At 63.1% G+C, this 18,881-nt stretch carries 14 protein-coding genes and 1 pseudogene; 10 read left to right on the top strand and 5 right to left on the bottom strand.

Annotation, left to right across the window (positions count from 1 at the left end):
• Window positions 1-26: 26 nt before the first annotated feature.
• Window positions 27-950: an NAD(P)-dependent oxidoreductase gene (locus tag LK459_RS20860; protein WP_227920503.1), complete on the bottom strand. Its 924-nt coding sequence runs from the start codon at window positions 948-950 to the stop codon at window positions 27-29.
• On the bottom strand, window positions 943-1,296 hold the full coding sequence (locus LK459_RS20855) for a carboxymuconolactone decarboxylase family protein (RefSeq protein WP_227923922.1): 354 nt from the start codon (window positions 1,294-1,296) through the stop codon (window positions 943-945). The genes LK459_RS20860 and LK459_RS20855 overlap by 8 nt, the downstream gene beginning before the upstream one ends.
• Before the next feature lie 112 nt (window positions 1,297-1,408).
• On the opposite strand from LK459_RS20855, the gene LK459_RS20850 reads away from it, so the two are divergent.
• The 6 genes from LK459_RS20850 to LK459_RS20820 all read left to right on the top strand — a co-directional run bounded on the left by LK459_RS20850 (window position 1,409) and on the right by LK459_RS20820 (window position 9,955).
• Window positions 1,409-2,785, top strand: a complete 1,377-nt coding sequence (locus tag LK459_RS20850; protein ID WP_064862420.1) for an IS1380-like element ISGbr1 family transposase — start codon at window positions 1,409-1,411, stop codon at window positions 2,783-2,785.
• 542 nt (window positions 2,786-3,327) lie between these two features.
• Complete coding sequence (locus tag LK459_RS20845) at window positions 3,328-4,536, top strand: FAD-dependent oxidoreductase (protein ID WP_227920500.1); 1,209 nt, start codon at window positions 3,328-3,330, stop codon at window positions 4,534-4,536.
• The gene (locus LK459_RS20840; protein ID WP_227920498.1) at window positions 4,533-5,378 is read left to right on the top strand and encodes an SDR family NAD(P)-dependent oxidoreductase; all 846 of its coding nucleotides are present in this window, start codon (window positions 4,533-4,535) and stop codon (window positions 5,376-5,378) included. The genes LK459_RS20845 and LK459_RS20840 overlap by 4 nt, the downstream gene beginning before the upstream one ends.
• 156 nt (window positions 5,379-5,534) lie before the next feature.
• A complete protein-coding gene (locus LK459_RS20835) occupies window positions 5,535-6,623 on the top strand; it encodes a cytochrome P450 (RefSeq protein WP_227920496.1) in 1,089 nt (362 codons plus the stop codon).
• A 1,027-nt stretch (window positions 6,624-7,650) separates the two neighbouring features.
• Complete coding sequence (locus LK459_RS20825) at window positions 7,651-8,439, top strand: N-acyl homoserine lactonase family protein (RefSeq protein ID WP_227920494.1); 789 nt, start codon at window positions 7,651-7,653, stop codon at window positions 8,437-8,439.
• 562 nt (window positions 8,440-9,001) lie between these two features.
• A complete protein-coding gene (locus LK459_RS20820; RefSeq protein ID WP_227920492.1) occupies window positions 9,002-9,955 on the top strand; it encodes a VOC family protein in 954 nt (317 codons plus the stop codon).
• Window positions 9,956-10,434: 479 nt separating this feature from the next.
• Here LK459_RS20820 and LK459_RS20815 read toward each other — a convergent pair whose 3' ends face one another.
• Both LK459_RS20815 and LK459_RS20810 read right to left on the bottom strand, forming a co-directional pair.
• Window positions 10,435-10,902 carry a GNAT family N-acetyltransferase gene (locus tag LK459_RS20815; RefSeq protein WP_227920490.1) on the bottom strand — a complete coding sequence of 156 codons (468 nt, stop codon included), beginning with the start codon at window positions 10,900-10,902 and terminating at the stop codon, window positions 10,435-10,437.
• 585 nt (window positions 10,903-11,487) lie between these two features.
• Window positions 11,488-12,632, bottom strand: a protein-coding gene (locus LK459_RS20810) for an IS3 family transposase (protein WP_373279128.1) whose coding sequence is annotated in 2 segments (ribosomal slippage) — window positions 11,488-12,365 and window positions 12,365-12,632 — 1,146 coding nt in all. Because the reading frame shifts where the segments join, the coding sequence is not laid out codon by codon here.
• 523 nt (window positions 12,633-13,155) lie between these two features.
• Between LK459_RS20810 and LK459_RS23375 the strand changes: the two are divergent.
• Together LK459_RS23375 and LK459_RS20800 are read left to right on the top strand one after the other, a co-directional pair.
• Window positions 13,156-13,404 (top strand): annotated as a pseudogene (locus LK459_RS23375) (hypothetical protein); the annotation flags it as partial.
• Between the two features lie 60 nt (window positions 13,405-13,464).
• Window positions 13,465-14,085: a DJ-1/PfpI family protein gene (locus LK459_RS20800; protein WP_227920488.1), complete on the top strand. Its 621-nt coding sequence runs from the start codon at window positions 13,465-13,467 to the stop codon at window positions 14,083-14,085.
• A gap of 555 nt (window positions 14,086-14,640) precedes the next feature.
• On the opposite strand, the gene LK459_RS20795 is transcribed toward LK459_RS20800, so the two are convergent.
• Complete coding sequence (locus tag LK459_RS20795; RefSeq protein WP_227920485.1) at window positions 14,641-16,398, bottom strand: CocE/NonD family hydrolase; 1,758 nt, start codon at window positions 16,396-16,398, stop codon at window positions 14,641-14,643.
• 68 nt (window positions 16,399-16,466) lie between these two features.
• Here LK459_RS20795 and LK459_RS20790 point away from each other — a divergent pair, with 68 nt between their 5' ends.
• Together LK459_RS20790 and LK459_RS20785 are read left to right on the top strand one after the other, a co-directional pair.
• Window positions 16,467-17,102, top strand: coding sequence for a TetR/AcrR family transcriptional regulator (locus tag LK459_RS20790; protein WP_456071400.1), 636 nt, complete (start codon window positions 16,467-16,469; stop codon window positions 17,100-17,102).
• 33 nt (window positions 17,103-17,135) lie between these two features.
• Window positions 17,136-18,839: an FUSC family protein gene (locus LK459_RS20785; RefSeq protein ID WP_227920482.1), complete on the top strand. Its 1,704-nt coding sequence runs from the start codon at window positions 17,136-17,138 to the stop codon at window positions 18,837-18,839.
• The last annotated feature ends 42 nt before the right edge of the window (window positions 18,840-18,881 follow it).

Below are 18,881 nucleotides of genomic sequence, written 5' to 3'. Positions count from 1 at the left end.
AGTGAACGCGACTGTGCTGCTCCGGGCTATCGAGACTCGTAAAGGCTGGAGAGCCATGTGGCTATCTCAGTGTGGTCGGCCCCTGGCGAGAGCTCGGCTGCAGCCTTCGTCCATAGCTCCACCGCGTGACTGCCGAGAAGCGAGGGTGTATCCAGTTCGTCGGCAAGTTCGGTGGCGATCCGCATGTCCTTGACCATTAGGGACAAGGCAAAGCCTGAGTCGTATGACTCAGGCAGGATAAAGTTCGGCCACTTGTTTTCCGTAGAGCCACTTCGACCGCTCGACGAGTTCAGGACGTCGAGCATGACCGAAGGGTCCAGGCCGAACCGTTGCCCGGTGATCATCGCTTCGCAGGTCGCCATCAAATGGGTTGCGGACAGGAGATTGTTCAGCGCCTTGAGCGCGTGGCCGGCTCCGACTGCACCGACATGCACAGGCCTGCCCATCAGCTCCAGCACCGGAATGGCGACGTCCACAGACTCGCCAGGACCACCGAGCATGATCGTCAGTGTTCCGTTCTCTGCCCCACGCACACCACCCGAGACGGGACCGTCGAGCATCCGTACACCACGCGCATCCAATTTTGTAGCGAGCTGCCGAGTGCGAAGCGGCTCAGACGAACTCAAGTCAATGACGATCGCGTCCGGAGCGAGCAGGTCGAGCACATCGTCCACTACGTCCTGCACTACGTCCGAGTTCGGCAGCATCAACAGCACGAGGTCGGCCCCTGCCACCGCCTGACGTGCCGTGGCAGCGCGCGTCGCGCCCACCGAGACAAGACGGTCGGTGGCAGCCGCCGATACATCAAAGGCGACGACGGTGAGACCGGCGGCAACCAGCCGCTGCGCCATCGGCGTACCCATGTTGCCCAGTCCCAAGAAGGCGATGGTGTGATCGACCTTCGCCGATCGAGCCGACCGGCTCACCGAGGTACTCGTCGACTCAGGCATCGGCCCGCAGCTCTGCGAGGGTGGACTCGGCAATGCGAAAGGACTCCAACGCGGCCGGGACGCCGACGTATATCGCGGCCTGGATCAGCACCTCTTGAATCTCTGCGTCCGAGCACCCATTCGTGACGGCCCCACGAACATGCACGGCGAGCTCGTGGGAGCGATTCAACGCCGTCAGCATCGCCAGATTGAGTAGGCTGCGCGTCTTGGGTTCGAGGCCATCGCGAGACCAGACCGCACCCCAACAGTACTCCGTCACAAGTTCTTGGATCGGCCGCGAGAACTCCGTGACATTGCTCAGTGAGCGTTCAACATGGGCCTCTCCCAAGACCTTCTTACCCTCGATCCACCGATTTGCTTGTGATCGGTCGGTGAGGGATAAACGAAATGCCCTGTCTGAGTGACAGAATGGGACTTCTCTAGGGTTCCATCCACACACACAGGAGGGCATGTCGTAGATGCGATTGTCTCACACTCACCCGGTCCGGTCTGCATCCTGTGACGATCCGAATCTCCTCGCCGCTGCGGGGGTGGTGCCGGTGATGGCGCTGGCCGAACGCGCCAGCCTGTCGGAGTTGGCCCGCGAGCATCTGAGCGTGCCCACCGACAAGGGCGCCCATCCGGATCGGAAAATGTTTTCCCTGGTGGCGGGGATGGTGGCGGGCGCCGACAGCATCGACGACATGGCCGTGTTGCGACACGGCGCGATGGGCAAGGTGTTCGACCATCCTTACGCCCCGTCGACGTTGGGATCGTTTCTTCGCGAGTTCCGGTTCGGGCATGTCCGCCAAGCCGATGCGATCGCCACCCGGCTGTTGGCGGGACTGGCTCGCCATACTCCGGTGCTGGCGGGGATCGACGGGCCGGTGATGATCGATATCGACGACTCGATCATCGAGGTCCACGGCCCGGCCAAGCAGGGCGTCGGATTCGGCTACACCCGAGTGCGTGGGCTGAACTCGGCGATCACCACCCTCACCTGTGGTGACGGTGCGCCGGTGATCGCCGCTCAACGCCTGCGCAAAGGGGCGTGTAACTCCGCGCGCGGGGCGCATCGGTTGATCGCCGACACCCTGGCCACCGTGCGGCGGCTACGGTCGTCCGATGCGTCGGGACCGATACTGCTGCGAGCGGATTCAGCGTTCTACGGCCATCGCGCGATCACCACCGCGCTCCGGGCCGGTGCGCAGGTGTCGGTCACCGTGCGTCAGGATTCCCACGTCCGAGCAGCGATCAGCGAGGTACCGGCAGATGCATGGACGCCGATCGAGTACACCGACGCCGTCTTCGACGAAGACAGCGGCCAGTGGGTCTCGCGGGCCGAGGTCGCCGAAGTACCGTTCACCGCGTTCACCTCCAAAGCCAAGCGCCTGCAGGTATCCGGACGGCTGGTGGTGCGCCGTATCCCTGACTTCGCAGCCGAGGGAGACGGCTTGTTCGACGTGTGGCGGTTTCATGCGTTCTTCACCACCAGCGACCTGGACACCGTGACCGCCGACAAGACTCACCGCGGTCATGCGATCATCGAGCAAGTCCACGCCGACCTCAAAGCCTCCGCATTGGCGCATCTGCCCTCGGGAAAGTTCTGCGCGAACGCCGCATGGCTGGTGTGTGCGGTCATCGCGTTCAACCTGACCCGCGCCGCAGCCTGTCTCGGTGGACAGCGTCTGGCGAAGGCGACTACCTCCACCATCCGACGCACCCTGATCTGCATACCCGCTCGAATCGCGTCCTCAGCGCGGCGCATCACGATGCATCTACCCGCCCGATGGCCGTGGGAACGCGAGTGGAACCTGTTGTTCAACAACACGATCAAACGACAACACTCAGCCTGACCCCTAACCATCGGCCAGAACCGGCCCCGACACGAAACCCAGTGAAACACGCCGACACCAGAGATCGGCGACTCACCCACGCCCACCGCCACCCCGAACATACACAACACATTTCACGAGACATCAAAAAGCCGATCGGTGGATCGAGGCTAACGGATCGCAAGGCCGTCTTCGTAAGTATCTCTTCTGGTTCGGCTTGACGACATGATGACTCCATTCGGTAACAGACACGTATGAGAAACTCTTGTGGCCGACGATTACGACCATCCGTGCGCAACATTTGCTGTCGGATCAATACCGAGTATCGAACCGGCTATTGAAACGTCACTGATCCGTCGATCCTACGGATTCCGCAGGACCTGTTCCTATGCGCAGAGTCTCGTAGTTTCGGCTACGCGGTATCACGTATTGTCGTGACTCCTGTCACATGGTTATCGTCGGCTCATCGTTCAATTCGCCGCCCGACAACATGAGTCGTTACGGCGTCAGCCCTACATCGGTGCCTGTTCTGGCGACCGAATTCTCAGAGATGGATGATCTGGATGAAGAACCAGTCGGTGGTAGTGGTGGGTGCAGGCCCGGTCGGTGTACTGAACGCTCTCGGCTTGGCACGGGCGGGCGTCTCGGTCACCGTCCTCGAGCGTGCTGCCGACGTCGTGGAGTCACCTCGGGCGATGGTGTACCACTGGTCGGTGCTCGACGGACTCGAGCGACTCGGCTTGCTAGAAGCGGCCACCGCCACGGGCTTCCTCAAACAGGGCTACACCTATCAGGCGTTCCAGACCGGAGAAAGCGTTTCGTTCGGACTCGATGTCCTCGAAGGACTCGTCAAACACCCGTACAACCTCCACCTCGGGCAAAACGAGCTGGTCAAGCTCGCTCTGGTTGAACTCGCGGCCTACCCGCATGCTCAGGTCTGCTGGAACACAGAAGTGACCGAGATTGCGCAGAATGATCGGGGAGTCACTGTCCAAACAATGACCGACGGCGGCGAGGATGAGTTCAGTGCGGACTGGGTCATCGGTGCCGACGGCGCCCGCAGCACCGTTCGCGACCAGATCGGAGTAGCGTTCGAGGGCTTCACTTGGCCAGAACGTTTCGTGGCCACCAATATCCGCGTGGACTTGGAGAGTCGCGGTTGGCCTCAGACCACCATGGTGATCGATGATCGTTACGGCGCAGTGATCTCCAAGATCGACACCTCCAAGCTTTGGCGGTTCACCTACTGCGAGAGCGACGCATCGCCGATCGATACGGTGACCGAGCGAATGACTGATCACTTCGAGACCACTTTTCCAGGGATCGACGACATCGACCTGATCGCGTTTTCGCCGTATCGGATGCATCAGCGCGCTGCGGCACGTTTCCGAGTCGGGCGGGTGTTGCTGGCCGGCGACGCGGCACACGCCACGAATCCGACAGGGGGACTTGGATTGACGTCCGGACTGTTCGACACCTTCGTGCTCTATGAGGCGCTCGCCGCGGTCATCAACGGCAGCGCGCCAGAGTCGGTGCTCGATGTCTATGCACGGCGGCGCCGCGAGATGTTCGTCGATCGTGTGTCGCCGGCGGCCAGTGCGAACAAACGTCTCGTCTTTCACTCTTCTGACCCGCGCGAAGTGGAGCGCGCAATGGCAGGACTGCGGCAGCTGACAACCGATCGCGACGCGTTGATCGATCGGTTGATGTTCCCGAAGACCATCGAGTCCCCGTCGTTGATCAACGATGCAGGTACAGAGGAGAACTCGTGAAGACGCTGAGTGGTCGCACAGCGGTTGTCACCGGCGGTGCTAGCGGGATCGGCCTGGCGCTGGCCCGTCGCTTTGCACGCGAGGGAATGAAGATTGCGATCGCCGACGTCGAACAGCACGCTTTGGACGAGGCGGTCGACGACCTGTCGGCGATGGACGTCGAGGTCATCGGCGTCGCAACCGACGTCCGGGATCTGTCGGCAGTGCAGGCGCTCGCCGACACGGTGATCTCCACCTTTGGTGCGGTCCATCTGGTGTGTAACAACGCCGGCGTCGAAACCGGCGGATCGTTCACCGAGATTCCCGCCGAGGCATGGGACTGGGTGATGGACGTGAACTTCCATGGTGTTCTCAATGGATGTCGAGTGTTTCTGCCACACCTTCTTTCTCAGGGCGAGGGGCACATCGTCAACACGGCGTCGGTGGCCGCCTTCGCCACAGGTACGGCGACGATGACACCCTACTGCGCTTCGAAATCGGCAATTCTCGGCCTCTCCGAATGCTTGGCCATCGAATTGAACACCACGGCAAGCGGAGTCGGGATATCACTGCTCGCGCCCGGCCCGGTCAAGACGAAGATGCCCGATTCCGAACGCAATCTGCCCCAAGGTGTCGCGGCCGCGTCCGAACCGGGGCGGCTCGCCCTGATGGCCGATCTACGCGAGAAGATGCATGCGTCAGGTTTGGAACCCGAGGTCGTCGCCGACATGGTCGTCGATGCGGTCGTCGCCGACCGATTCTTCATCCTGCCCCATCGGGACATGGCCATCGCTGGAGTACAGCGGCGTCTGGCGTGGATGCAAACGGGCCATATCCCGGTGGCGCGGACCGCCGGTACCTAACCGACAAACGAAGCGCGCGACCGCCGCCTGACCCACAAGGACCAACCCATGACCAGTACCACACTTGCCGCTCCCACAACCGATTTCGACCCTTTTGCGCCTGAGGTGCTTGCCGATCTACACACCTACGACGGTGAGCTGCGCGAACTGGGCCCCGTGGTCCACATCGCGCGCTACGACTTCTATGTCGTCACCCAACATCGAGAGATCCAAAAAGCCTTGCGCGACTGGCGGACCTTCTCCTCAACCAACAGGCCATTCTACGAACCAAATCCCTTTCGGCCCAACGCGCCGCTGATGCAGGACCCGCCCGACCACACGCAGACCAAAGCTGTCATGCTGCGAATCTTTTCCAAGGGAAACATGGCAATGATGGCGAAGTACTTCGCCGACACCGCTGTCGAATTGATCGACGACTTGTTGGCCGACGGTCCGATCACACTCGACGGATATCGGGACCTCGCCGCGCAATACGTCCTCAAGGTGTTCCCCGACGTTCTCGGCCTACCCGGCGAAGGTCGTGAGCTCCTCCTCAAGTTTGGCGATGCGGTCTTCAATGCCTACGGGCCACAGAACGAACACCACCTCGAGAAGATGCGCAACGGTCAGCCGGCCTTGGAATGGGTCGAGAACAACATGAAGCGTGAGTTGCAGCGCGAAGGCGGAATTGGCTGGCAGCTGTACACGGCGGCCGACGAGGGAGTCATTACCGAAGCCGAGGCAGAACAACTTCTCAAAGCAGTTCTGGGCGCCGGATTCGACACCACAATCTTCGGCTTGGCGGGTGCGATTCGCGCGTTCGCCGACAACCCTGCGCAATGGCAATTGCTGCGCGCCAACACCAATCTCGTCGAGCCGGCCTTCGAAGAAGCGCTGCGGATGTATCCGCCCTCTCGGTTCGGCGGACGGATCGCCACGAAGGACACCGAACTCGGTGGAATTGCAATACCCGCTCAGACGAAGATGCTGATGATGTGGTTGGGCGCGGGCCGAGACCCGCGTCGCTGGTCTGAGCCCAACGAATTTCGGATCGATCGAGCCGACGCTGGACATCTCTCCTTCGGCTTCGGTATCCACACCTGTGCCGGTCAAGCGGTGGCACGGTTGGAGGCAAAGAGTCTATTGACGGCGCTGGCCGAGCGCGTGGAACGTATCGAGCTCACCGGCCAACCGCACCGCGCCGTGAACTTCCAGGCGTTCGGACATGACGAGATTCCGGTCCGGCTTGTTCCCGCCGAACAATGATAGGCCCGCTGCGCACAATGAACGCACCCCATCGAACGACTCTCCCGACAACGATGCGCCGGGGCGAGTTCTGGATCGTGCCGGAGGAGACCGAAGGCGGGGCACGCGGAGCAAGTCATGTGCGCTGGGGGGCGCCCGCCGAACTGACGTCACATGTGCCAGTCGTGCTGGTCCATGGCGGCGGCGGACAATCACTCGACTGGTCGTTGACACCGGACGGCCGCCCTGGTTGGGCACACATGCTCATTGACGCCGGCCATCCGGTTTACCTTCCCGATCGGCCGGGGCACGGTCGCTCTGCCTACGATCGCGCCGTGCACGGCGACATCCTCGCCAGAGCTACACCGGATGACCTACAAGCAGTCTTCGCGCCAGGGGAGGACGATCCCAGATTTTCTGCGCACACCGGTTGGCCTTGGCCGCGTACCCTCGGCCATCCCGAGTTCAATCGCCTGGTGGCCGGAACCCAACCCGTTCTCGCAGACATTGCGCGGAGCAATCACCTCGATGGCAAAATGTTGAGCACACTGCTTCGTGAGGTCGGACCGGCAATCGTCATTACGCACTCTGCGGGAGCCCCAGCCGGATGGCTTGCCGCAGAGCAGGTTCCCGAGCTGGTTGCCACCCTCGTGGCTATCGAGCCGATCGGGCCGCCGGGCGCCGATCTCGGTGTTCGTGGCCGGTTGAGTTTTGGGCTTACCGCATCACGGCCTGCCACTGTTGACGAGAGTATCTGCACTGTCGACATCGACCGGCCGCCGGTGCTTCACGGGCTCGCTCGAGTGCCGGTAGCCGTGGTCAGCGCCGACGCGTCAGGACGAGACGAATCATGCCAGAACACCGCCGCATTCTTGAAGCGATCGGGAGTCGACGCAGAGCATATTCGCCTATCCGACCACGGCATCTCAGGTGCGGGCCATGGGCTCATTTACGAACGCGACCACCATCGGTCACTAAGCGTCATCCTGCGCTGGATCGGTCAAACACTCGAAATGGCACAACTGCCACGGCCTTGAAAGGACACGCCATGACCACCTCGAACACCGCACTTCGGCTATGGGCTCTCGACGCGCCGACTATGGATCTCGATGCCGGCGACCTAGTGGTCGGCGCGGAGGGAAAGATCACGTTTCCGCTCCCTGCGTTCCTGATCGAACACTCGAAAGGTCTCATCTTGTGGGACACCAGCTTTGCGCCGATCTTGAATGATGACCCACGCGCATACTTCGGAGATCTCGCCGACACCCTGAACATCGTCACCAGTCCTGAGCAGCGCATCGACCGTCAACTCGGGAAGCTCGGATTCCGAACCGAAGATGTGACGCACGTCGTTCTGTCTCACACGCATTCAGACCACGCCGGCGGGCTCTACCTCTTCCCTCAGGCCAAATTCTTCGCGGGTCCCGGGGAGTTCGATTGGGCAGCCAATCCGAGTGCGGCTCAACAACATCTGATGCGGAATGAAGATATCGAGCCGGTGCGAGGATTCGACTGGACAACCGTGAACACGCCCGAACATGACCTGCTCGGTGACGGTTCGATGCGCATCGTGCATACTCCTGGACACACGCCCGGTGAACTCTCGTGCCTGGTCAGGCTGCCATCCCAGTCGATTCTGCTCACCGGCGATACGGTCCATCTGCGAGAGGCTCTCGATCGTGAAGCCCCCGATCCACACGACTGGGATGCAGAAGTCGGAAGACACAGCATTCAGACGGTCAAGCAGCTTCGCGACACCGAACAGGCGCGCGTCTGGATTGCCCACGACCCTGAGGACTGGGCCGAATTCGGCGGCGCTCTTGTGGCGCAGGAGTGACGATCATGATCTTGGTCGACTACTACTGCCCGGCTTGCCGAGTATCCCTCGAACAATTTGCAACACAACCAATTCCCTCGTCTGTGCCTTGTCCTGATTGCGGGTCGACAACGCGACGCAGGTACACCGGCGCGCGGCTGGTCGGACGCGCAACCCCGCCAGCGTCGGGGAGTACTGCATGCGTCGACAATCCCGATGTGCCCGGCCTCTGTCATGTCGGACCCGACGCGAAGCGAACGCTGATCGCCCGCCACCGGGGCGACGACGTCACCCTCGCAGTCGAACAGGCCCGACAACAAGCACGTTTCGAGCAGATGGGTGCGCCACGCGCTGAGCGCGTTGGACACACGCACGACGCAGCGGCGAACAGAACCGGAGGTGACTCGTGATGCCGCTCTCGCCGGGCCGATCAAAGCTGCAGGCACCATCTATCTGTTGGCCCAGTCCGTCAACACGAGAAGCGTGTATCACCCGGGTTCGTCGACCGCTGGCCGATGCGCCTGAGCACCACTGACTTTCAGACTCAGCGGAACACCCATTCGACAAGAAGGAGAACGATCACATGACCTACATCGAAGGTTCACATCACGTCACACTGTCTGTCGGGCATGCACAGCAAGATGTCGACTTTCACGTGAAGACCCTCGGCCTGCGCTTCATCAAGCGGACCGTGCTGTTCGACGGCAGCACGCCTGTCTATCACCTGTACTACTCCAACGCCAACGGCGATCCCTCGTCGGTTGTAACGACGTTCCCATGGGCGCAGCACGGGCTCTATGGACAGCGCGGCACCAACCAGGCTCGCGAGGTTCTCTTGTCGGTGCCCGCCGGTTCACTGGACTACTGGTCTCAACGCTTGACCGAGCATCGCCTGGACGTCAACAACATTGACGTCTTCGACCGCCGCCGCCTGGAGTTTCGCCATCCCTGCGGCATCGAATACCAGTTGGTGGAGAACGACCATGACGAACGCGAAGGTTGGACCGGTGGAGGTGTGCCGCGAGAGTACGCGATCCATGGCCTGCACGGTGTCGGCATTCACGTCACGACTCTGGACCGAATGGTGGAGTTCGCCAACGACACATTCTTCAGCCAGGGCCGGATAGCTGAGGAAGGGGACCGGGTGGACCTCCAAGTGGGTAATGCCAAATACGGCAACCACATCGAGCTGACCGCCAACATCTCCGAGGACCAAGGCACTTGGCGCTACGGTAGCGGCACATACCACCACTTCGCCTGGAACCTCGACACTCTCGAGAACCAAGACCAGGCGAAGTTCGAGATCGAAGGCGCCGGGTACACGGATATCTCTGAGCTCAAAGACCGCAAGTACTTCAAGAGCGTCTATGTGCGGACCCCAGGCGGCTGCCTTTTCGAACTCGCGGTGACCCACGCAGATGGTGGCTGGGACTGTGACGAGTCACCCCAGGAACTCGGCACGAAGTTTCAGCTCCCGTTGCAGTTCGAAGCGCAACGCCAGCACATCTTTGAGCAACTCGAGCACATCGAGATTTGACACGTCGGAAATGCGCATCAGGTGATTCGTATCCGCTGGGTGAAAGCAATGTCGCATTGCACTAAACGGCACCGGCTCTCGAGATCGACCATTGGGGTGACCGCGGCACTGATGAAGTACCAGTGGTTTTGGTGTGAGATGACCACCGCACGCGGGTTTGTGGCCACTCGACCTAAAGCAAAGGGTCCCGAGCGAGCGAGTCCTGATCGAGGCAGCCGGAGCTGATGTTCGCCTGATCCTGCCGCAGTGGTGGATTCCCCGGCCGCGGGCAGACGTTGACCACGACGTGCGGGCGGTCGGCATCAACAACGCGCCGCATGCACACGGCTTATCTGTAGCTACAGGTAATCATCGAGCCAGATTGTTGTTTCTACCTCGATACTTCCATGAGTAACGCGTATCCCGTGGAGCGGCCACCAGAGCTGTGTGTGGATTTTGACGACCTCATTAAGCATCACCGAGAAGCATCCCGTGACGACTCACCACGCCAGTGTCATGAAGATGCTGTTCGGATCCATCTCGTAGCGCCCGAAGGGGCCGCACGGAACGAATCCAGAGGAGGCGTAGAGGCGGCGGGCGGGCTCGAAGAAGTCCATCGAACCGGTTTCGAGTGAAATCCTGGACACTCCTCGCATTTTGGCATCGTTCAACAGATGTTCCAGAAGGAGCCGTGCGATCCCACGTCCGCGCGACTCGGGAGCTGTTCGCATGCTCTTGAGCTCTTCGTGGCCTGGTTCGAGCGTGACGAGTGCACCGGTCGCGACGACGTCACCGCGGTGCCTGACAACCCAGAGTCGAACCGACGGATGCATGAGTCCCGCCATGTCCAGTGCGTGGCGGCTGGTTGTCGGTGCCGTCGGGGCGATGTCGCCGAGGTGGGCCTGGAGAAAGGCGGCGAGACCGGCGTCGCCGAAGTCCGCCCGTTCAATCACGCGCTTGGCACCCATGGGCTGTTCCCCTCCGTCCACACCGAAGCTACATGACGGTGGCCTAATTTCCGGGAGCACGCAGCGCCAGCCGACCCGGTTGGTGTAAAGCTGCTCGGATGACACTGGTCCCCGATAACCGGTCCAGTTGGGCAGCTACTGCTCGCTGCCAAGGCGACTCGGGGCAGCACCCGTCCATGACTCCCACCACTTCACCAACGACATGAACGCTGGAAACACCCCGACAACGGGTCACGCCCGAATGAGCCCGATTTGTCACTGTGACGTATTCGTTAGGCCACGAGGAACCAGAGCTCGATAGTCAAGGCGCGCCGGCAACATCCCAAACAAAGACCGAGTGAACATCAAAGGCGCGCAACAGTTCCGAGTACCTGGGGACTGACCGACACACATTAACTGACGAACCTACCGTTACTCAGTGTTGTCAAACAGCGACGGAACGACCCTCCGAGTCCGCCACTTCGCTAACAATTCGCCAATCCGAGCGACTGTCATAACGTCGTCGACGACGACGGTGGGGATGGTACTGGCAGGTCCCCGATAACCGGTCCAGGCAGTTCTAGAGCCAGTTCCTTGTTGTGATCGTCAGTCGATCTCGCAGCCCACGGGGTGATGTTGGTGGGTGCATCCGGCAGCGTACTCGGCCGGCGTTTGGTAGCCCAGCGCTGAGTGCCGGTGTCGGTGGTTGTGGTCGTCTTTGAAGTCGTCGATGACCACGCGGGCCTCGATCAGTGTGGGCCAGCAGTTGCGGTTCAAACACTCGTCGCGCAACCGGTTGTTGAACGACTCGATGAACCCGTTGTTCCACGGTGTGCCGGGCGGAATGTAGGAGATCCCGACCGACCCTGCACAGAACGCCTGCAGGGCTTCTGAGATGAACTCAGGGCCGTTGTCCATGCGCAGCACCATCGGCGGGCCACCCCAGATCGCGAACGTCTTCTCCAACTCCTCGATCAACCGCTCAGCCGGAATCGAGCGGTCCACGATGTTCAGCAACGACATCCGGGTGTGTTCGTCAACCATGGACGCGATCTTGATCTTCTTCCCATCCACGGTGGAATCGAACTGAAAGTCCAATGCCCACACCACTTTCGGTGCGTCCGCGACAACGACCGGGACCGATGACTGGCCGGCGCGTTTGCGGCGCCGAGCGCGCCGCACTTGCAGGCCCTCTTCTTTCCACAACCGATGCACTTTCTTCTTGTTGATCTCGATGCCGTCGTCGAAGCGCAGGTGTGCCCACGCGCGCCGGAACCCGTGCCGGGGGTTCTTGCGGGCATACGTGCGTAGCTGCTCGCGCAGTGCGGCGTCGGGGTCGGCCGGGGTGTGCGCTTGCGGCAGCCGTCGATAGGCGGAACGGGAAAGCCCAACTACCTTGCACGCCATGCGTTCTGACATGTTCTTGACGTCCTTGAGCATGTCGATGGCGGCGCGTTTGGCGGTCGGGCTCAGAATTTTCCCTTGGCGATCTCCCGCAGCGCGTCTTTCTCGAGCTCGGCATCGGCGAGCAGCCGCTTGAGTCGGCTGTTCTGCTCGCGCAGCTCTTTGAGTTCCTTCGCGGCGTCGCCGTCCATACCGCCGTACTGGCGGCGCCAGTTGTACAACGTGGCCGCCGACACCTCGAGATCGGCAGCGATCTCCTCGCCGGTCTTGCCTTCCGCGGCCAACTCATCGGCCCGGCGCAATTTGCGCACGATGTCCTCCGCCGAGTGACGCTTGCGTCCTGCCATGTTCTTCATCGTCCCTTCTCCGCCCTCATCAGGGCAATCAGGACTCTAAAACAACCCGGACCGGCTCACGGGGGACACGCCAGTACGTACGTACGTACGTGTGAACGAGCAAGGGGAGTGGCGAACGGCGAGGCGCTGACCTGCGGCTCGCCGATTGGGTGAAATTCGTGAGCCGCGAGTCTTCTCAAAACTGGTGGCGAATGTTCAACAATGCAGCTGACCAGCAGTTATTGCAGACTCACACGTCCAATTCCTACCCGTCGACGGGACACGTCGCGAGAACGCCAGCTGCGGGTCCGAAACTCCGTACAGTGTCCGGGGTTGGGGCTACAGTCGACCACAACAGCGTTCATGCTGGGTTTCGGAACTGAGCAGGAGTACCTAGCGTGCAACTACCAATCGCGATTCAGTCCGACGATCCCGGTGATGCGGCCGCGATTCTCACCGAGTATTTCGGTTCGCCCTACCCGGCAACGCCCACGCGGGGGCATCCTTCGACTCCTGGGACTCCCTCGGCACCTGCGACACCGATGCCAACCGATTCACCGCCGACGACTTCGTCGCGATCACCATGCTCTCGGTGGACGCAGGCACCGGTCTCGGGCGTCTTCCGTGGGTAGCAGGCCTACGTCCACTGGACGACCATCTCGTGAGCTGGCCGCGCGCAGACGTAATTCGGATCATCGGCGATGGGGAATGGGCAGCCGTTCAGTTCCGGGGCTCAGGCGGCGAGGGGCGCAATGGCACAAACTACAGCCTCGACTACTGCTGAACTGGCCGGATGGATCCGATTGTCGGCGAGTACGTTATGTCGAGGACGACGGGAGCGCATATGACAGACAGTGCCACAGCGGCGCAGCGAAAGGTGTCCGTGGTGCTCTTCGATGGCTTCGAACTCCTTGATGTCTTCGGCCCGGTCGAGATGCTCAGCGTTCTGCCCGACCGGTTCCGCGTCGCCATGGTGGCCACCGAGGCAGGTCTGGTCGCGAGTTCCCAGGGCACCCGGGTGGAGGCAACCGAGAATCTCGCAGCGGTCACCGATGCCGACATCGTCCTGGTGCCAGGCGGCATCGGATGGCTGAGAATGGTGCATGACAACGACTTCCTCGATCAACTGCGGACCTTCGTCGCCGATGCCGCACTGGTGACCTCGGTGTGTACCGGGTCGGCCATCCTGGCCGCCGCGGGACTGCTGGAGGGGTACCACGCCACGTCGAACAAGCGGTCCTTTGATCGCGTTGTCCAGCATGGTGATTCGGTGATATGGGAGCGTAAGGCCCGGTGGGTGCAGGACCGCGATCGGTGGACCTCGTCGGGTGTTGCCGCCGGCATAGACATGACAGCGGCACTCATCGGCGATCTCTTCGGGGACGAGGTGGCCAAGCACGCCGGAGCCGTCATCGAGTATGAACCGCAAACCGATTGCCACTACGACGTCTTTTCTGATCGCTAAGTGCTACCGATAACGCAGCGAACTTCTTGTGTAGGAGCTGGAGCACCGGATCGGAACGCGATGATGCGAGGTTCTCAGACCAGTCGAGTCCCCGGTCGCTCCCGCAACCGAAGTGGAGCCGAGTGATATCCCCAAGGACCCTGCCATTGGTCCGTGGGCCGAGGGCCGCGATCGCGGCGGCGGCGATGATGACGGCACCTCCGACGGTGAGGAACATGGCGGCGGCGCCGGAAGAGTGGAGGATCAGGAGGATGAAAGGGAGCGCCCCGATGAAACCGTGAGATCGAGTAAGTGCTGTCCCCGCAGTTTCCTTTACCGATGTCGGGAAGATCTCTGCCTGGCAGATGTGGTACGTGTTGCAGAAGACGTTGGACGTGACCGTGACGAGGAATCCGAAGAGGACGATGAGCGCGGGGGACGTCGCGGTCGCGAAGAGCACCCCCATGGTGCGGATCTGGGAGCGATCCTCGTCGAAGGTCGAGTCGCGGAACCAGTACAGGCGATTCTCGATGTCCCGGTGTCCCCGGATCCAACGCCCGCCGCGCGGAAACGCGGTCAGCCGAGCACCGGGAGCAGCAGCCGCGAGGTCGCGGCGACCCGGTTGATCGAACTTGTCCCGACGCTCGCATGCCGGAACCCCATGATCGCGGGCATGTCCTCGGGCTGATCGTCGCCGAACACCGTAATCCGGACACAGTGGCCGGCCGGGAAGCGGCGCGCGTTGGACACGATCGGGATGCGGTAGTGCACGCGCTCGCCGACGGGCACGGCCTCCGCCATGGTGCACGGCAGTACGGGCGCGCCGGGCCGACTGGCCGCCTCGTCGACGTGCCGCAGCGATGCACGCAGGAAGCCCGCGGTCACCGGGGTCGCCGTGCCGTCGGGAGCGACGTCGGAGAGCACCGCGAACCAGCCCGCATCGGCCGCTGTGATCGTGGCGTCCAGCGCCAGCTCCATGTCGCCGACGACGTCGAGGTCGGCGGCGAGCGGATCACTCGTCCAGTCAAGTGACGACGGCGGATCGGTCGGACTAGCGACAGGGCGATTGAGGCCCGCGCCCAGTGTCATGAAGACGCGTTCGCCGTCGGTATCCACCGGCGCTTCCGCGGTGAGTGCCCCGTCGGCGGCCAGCGTCCACTCCTGCAGGTGCGACTCCGCGGGCGGCCACGTATCAGCGGAGCGCCACGTGGCATCGCCGTCGACATCGGCGCCGGGGACGACGTACCGGATGGGCGGACCCTCGAGGATGCCGGTGTCGCGGCCTTTGAGCCAGTGGTCGTACCAGGCGAGTGCCTCGACGTGCAGACTCTCCCACGGCCAGGTGAGGCCGAAGTAGTCGAGCATCGCGACGCGAACCTCCGGCGCCGAGGTAAGCGCCGCTCGGGTCGGGAACGTCGAGGGGAGGTGCAGGGGCACGTTCTCCCAGTCGCAGCCGAGGTAAACGGGCACGCGAACCCGATCGAGCAGGGGGAGCAGATTGCGGTCCACCCACCATTCGTCGTACAGCGGATGGGCGACGACCCCGTCGCGCCAGATGTCGTCCCAGGGGTACGGGTCGTGATGAAGCTTCATGAGGCGCTTGAGCAAGACCACGGCCGCCTCGCCGTTCATCCGCCCGAACTTCTTGTGCAGACGGGGCGCCATCAGGACGTGGCGGGCGGCATCGAGAAGCTTCCCGCGCCACAGCTTGTCGGTCTTTTCTGCCGTGATTCCCACCATCGAGACGAACGGCGAGATGAACCCGGTGCTCACGAGCCCGTGGTGGCTCGTCGCCTCGTACAGGTCGGCGCTCACGGCGATCGGCATGATCGCGCGGAGGTGCGGAGGCTGCTCGACGGCCGCCTGGAGTTGGGTGCTCGCGAAGTAGCTGATGCCGATCATGCCGACGTTCCCGTCGGACCATTCCTGGGCGGCCGCCCACTCGACTAGGTCGTACATGTCCTCGCGCTCCTGGTGGTCGGCCAGCGTGAACACGCCATCCGAGCCGCCCGTACCGCGGAGGTTCGCGATCACGTGCACGTATCCGCGCGGGACGAAGAAGTCACTTGCCCCGGCTTCGATGAAGCCCATTGGTGCACCGAGGTTTTGGATTTGCCGCGGGTAGGGCGAGGCGGAGATCAGGACCGGATACCGGCCCGGCGCTTCTGGGCGCCAGACGTCGACCATGAGATCGGCGCCGTCGCGCATGCGTGCGGCGACATCGAAGTCACGGGTCATTACGTGCTCGGGTGTGGACAGGTTGCGGTAGGTCCGCCCGGTCGTCTGGGGGCCGTTGAGGTGACGCTCTCCAGGTTCGATGCCTGCGACGCGCATGGGGGTCTCCTTATTGGGCGCCAGTGTTTCACGGTACGGTGAAACTAGTTTCACGGTATGATGAAACAATGTCAAGATCGGGGAGCGAACGCGCAGCTCCCGCGGACCGCTCGGAGGACTTCAAGCGGGGCCCGCGGGATGAACGGGGAGTGCTGGCCGCACGCATCCTCGCCGTCGCGCGCGACGAGTTCGCCGCGAACGGGTATCAGGGCACCAGCATCCGGGCGATCGCACGGGGTGCCGACGTCGATCCGGGGCTCGTGTATCACTATTACGGGGGTAAAGAGGCATTGCTCGCCGCGTGTGTGCAGGCGCCTCCCGCGATGCTCGACCGCATCCGCGAGGCGTGGCAGACGCCCGCGGAAGCGCTCGGCACGGCCCTGGTGACCGTCACGCTGGCCAACTGGAGCGATTCGGACAGCTCCGCCTTCCTGCGTACGATGGTGCTGACTGCGGCCCATCACGCCGACACTCGCGCGGTGTTGCGCGGTCTCGTCCAGAACCAGCTGATGGGGCCGGCGACGATCGGGACGGACGCCGACGACGCCCGGCGGCGGGCCAGTCTGATCGCCTCCCAGCTCCTGGGCCTCGGCGTGGCGCGATACGTCTGGGGTGTCGAGCCACTCGCGAGCATGACCGACGACGAAGTGATCGCTGCGGTCGGTCCCACGATCCAGCGGTACGTCGATGGGCGGCTGGGCTGAGCGCCCCGCCGCCGACCAACTAGCTTGCCGAGTATGTCGGAGGTCACAAACGCAGTGGCCGCCGCCTTCCGGCCGTCAGCTGCCCCGTTCGCCGTGTCGTCGGCGGTGCGCGCACTCCTCGCCGGTGGGACGATGCTGCTTCTCGGATGGAGCATAGGGGATTGGGATCGGCTGGGCGTGGCCTATCTCGGCGCGGCCTGCTCGGTAGCGTTCGTGGTCGGTGATTCGTACCGGGGACGGGTGACCGGCCTGTGCGCGCAAGCCGCCGGCGCGGTGCTCGGGCTCGTCGTGGCGGGATTCATCGGCGGCGGAGCGTTGACGATCGTCATGGTGGCCGCCGCAGCAGGCGCGGTGTCCGGCCTTGTCGGCGCGGCGGGTCCAGCGGGACCGGCCTTCGGGATGATGCTGAGCATCGGTGTCGCATACGGCCAGTTCGGCGGGTCCAGCCTCGGGCCGATCACGCAGGCGCTCTGGTACTTGGTGGGGGCACTGGCCGTCGGGGTGGCGCATGTCGCGGACTGGCCCTTCACCCGCGATGAGACGCACCGTCGCGCAATGATCGGGGTGTACGACTCGGCCGCCGACTTGTGCGAGGCGATCGGACGGCGGGACGCATATGGGGCGCGATCGCGGATGGCGGCCGCGTCTGCGAAGGCACGCAATGCCGGATGGGACGCCAGAACCGAACACGTCGCTTACGCCACGGCGGCGCTGTATGCGGAGGGGCTGCCGGTTCCCCCGCAGGTCGTTGCCGGACTCCGCACGGCGGCAACACAACTGCGTGCCGGAGACCCCGTCGAGGTCTCGGCCAGATGGACGGCGACAGCCGGTTTGCGCGCGATGACGCAGGCGTTGTCCAGCCCTGGATCGCAACCATCGCGGATCGTCGACCGCGATCTGCACCCACCGCTGCTGCCGTCGCTGACTGGGGCAGCGGTCGCGAACGCTGTCCGTATGGCGGTGTGTCTGGGCGTGGCAACCACGGTCACCCTGGCCGCACACGATCCCAGCCATTCATTCTGGTTACCGCTCACCGTTGCGGTGATCGTGCGACCGGAGTATGCCTCGATCGTGGTGCGCACGGTGAACAGGATCGCCGGCACCATCATCGGGGCGCTGGTGGCGGCCGGGGTTCTCCTGCTGTGGAACAACGGCTTTGCGGTTGCTCTCGCCGCATCGCTGGGCTTGGCGTTCGCCGCGCTGACCGCGCCCAAGCTGTACGGGCTCAGCGTGATTGGGGTGACGGTGTCGGCGATCCTCGCCTCGTCGATGGGCCACGCGGACATTGTGACGCCGGCGATTCGGATCCTCGACACCCTCCTCGGCGCGGTCATTGCCGTCGTGTTCGGCTACCTACTCTGGCCGGGTGTCCGGCGCCTCCCGCAACAGGCCCGCCTCGACGATGCTCTCGACGCGGCCACGCGATACCTCGATGATTCTGCCGCCGGGCAGTCGCGCGACCGCACCACCTTCGTCCGTCATCGTGACGACGCCTACCTGAGAGCGCATGGGGCGAAGTCAGCGTGTCTGGCCGCGTTCGCCGAGCCGCCGCCGATTCCGGCACGCGCCCGCCAGATGTTGCCCTTGGCGATCGAGATGGAAGCGATCGTGGACGAGATCACCCGCATCTCGCTGTCGGTCGACGGCGCCGATCCACCGACCGACCAAGCCGTCGAACGGGCGCGGGAGCGTCTGCACGACCTGCGGTCTGCGGCGTCGGCTTCTGCCGCGCCATGAGCGTTGTCAGACAGGGCACCGACACCGAGGACATACTGAGTC

Origin of the sequence: Gordonia otitidis (assembly GCF_020735545.1) — a bacterium.
GTDB classification, from domain to species: Bacteria; Actinomycetota; Actinomycetes; order Mycobacteriales; family Mycobacteriaceae; genus Gordonia; species Gordonia otitidis.
The sequence above is the reverse complement of the archived record's forward strand: the minus strand, read 5'-3'. Positions and strand labels throughout refer to the sequence as shown.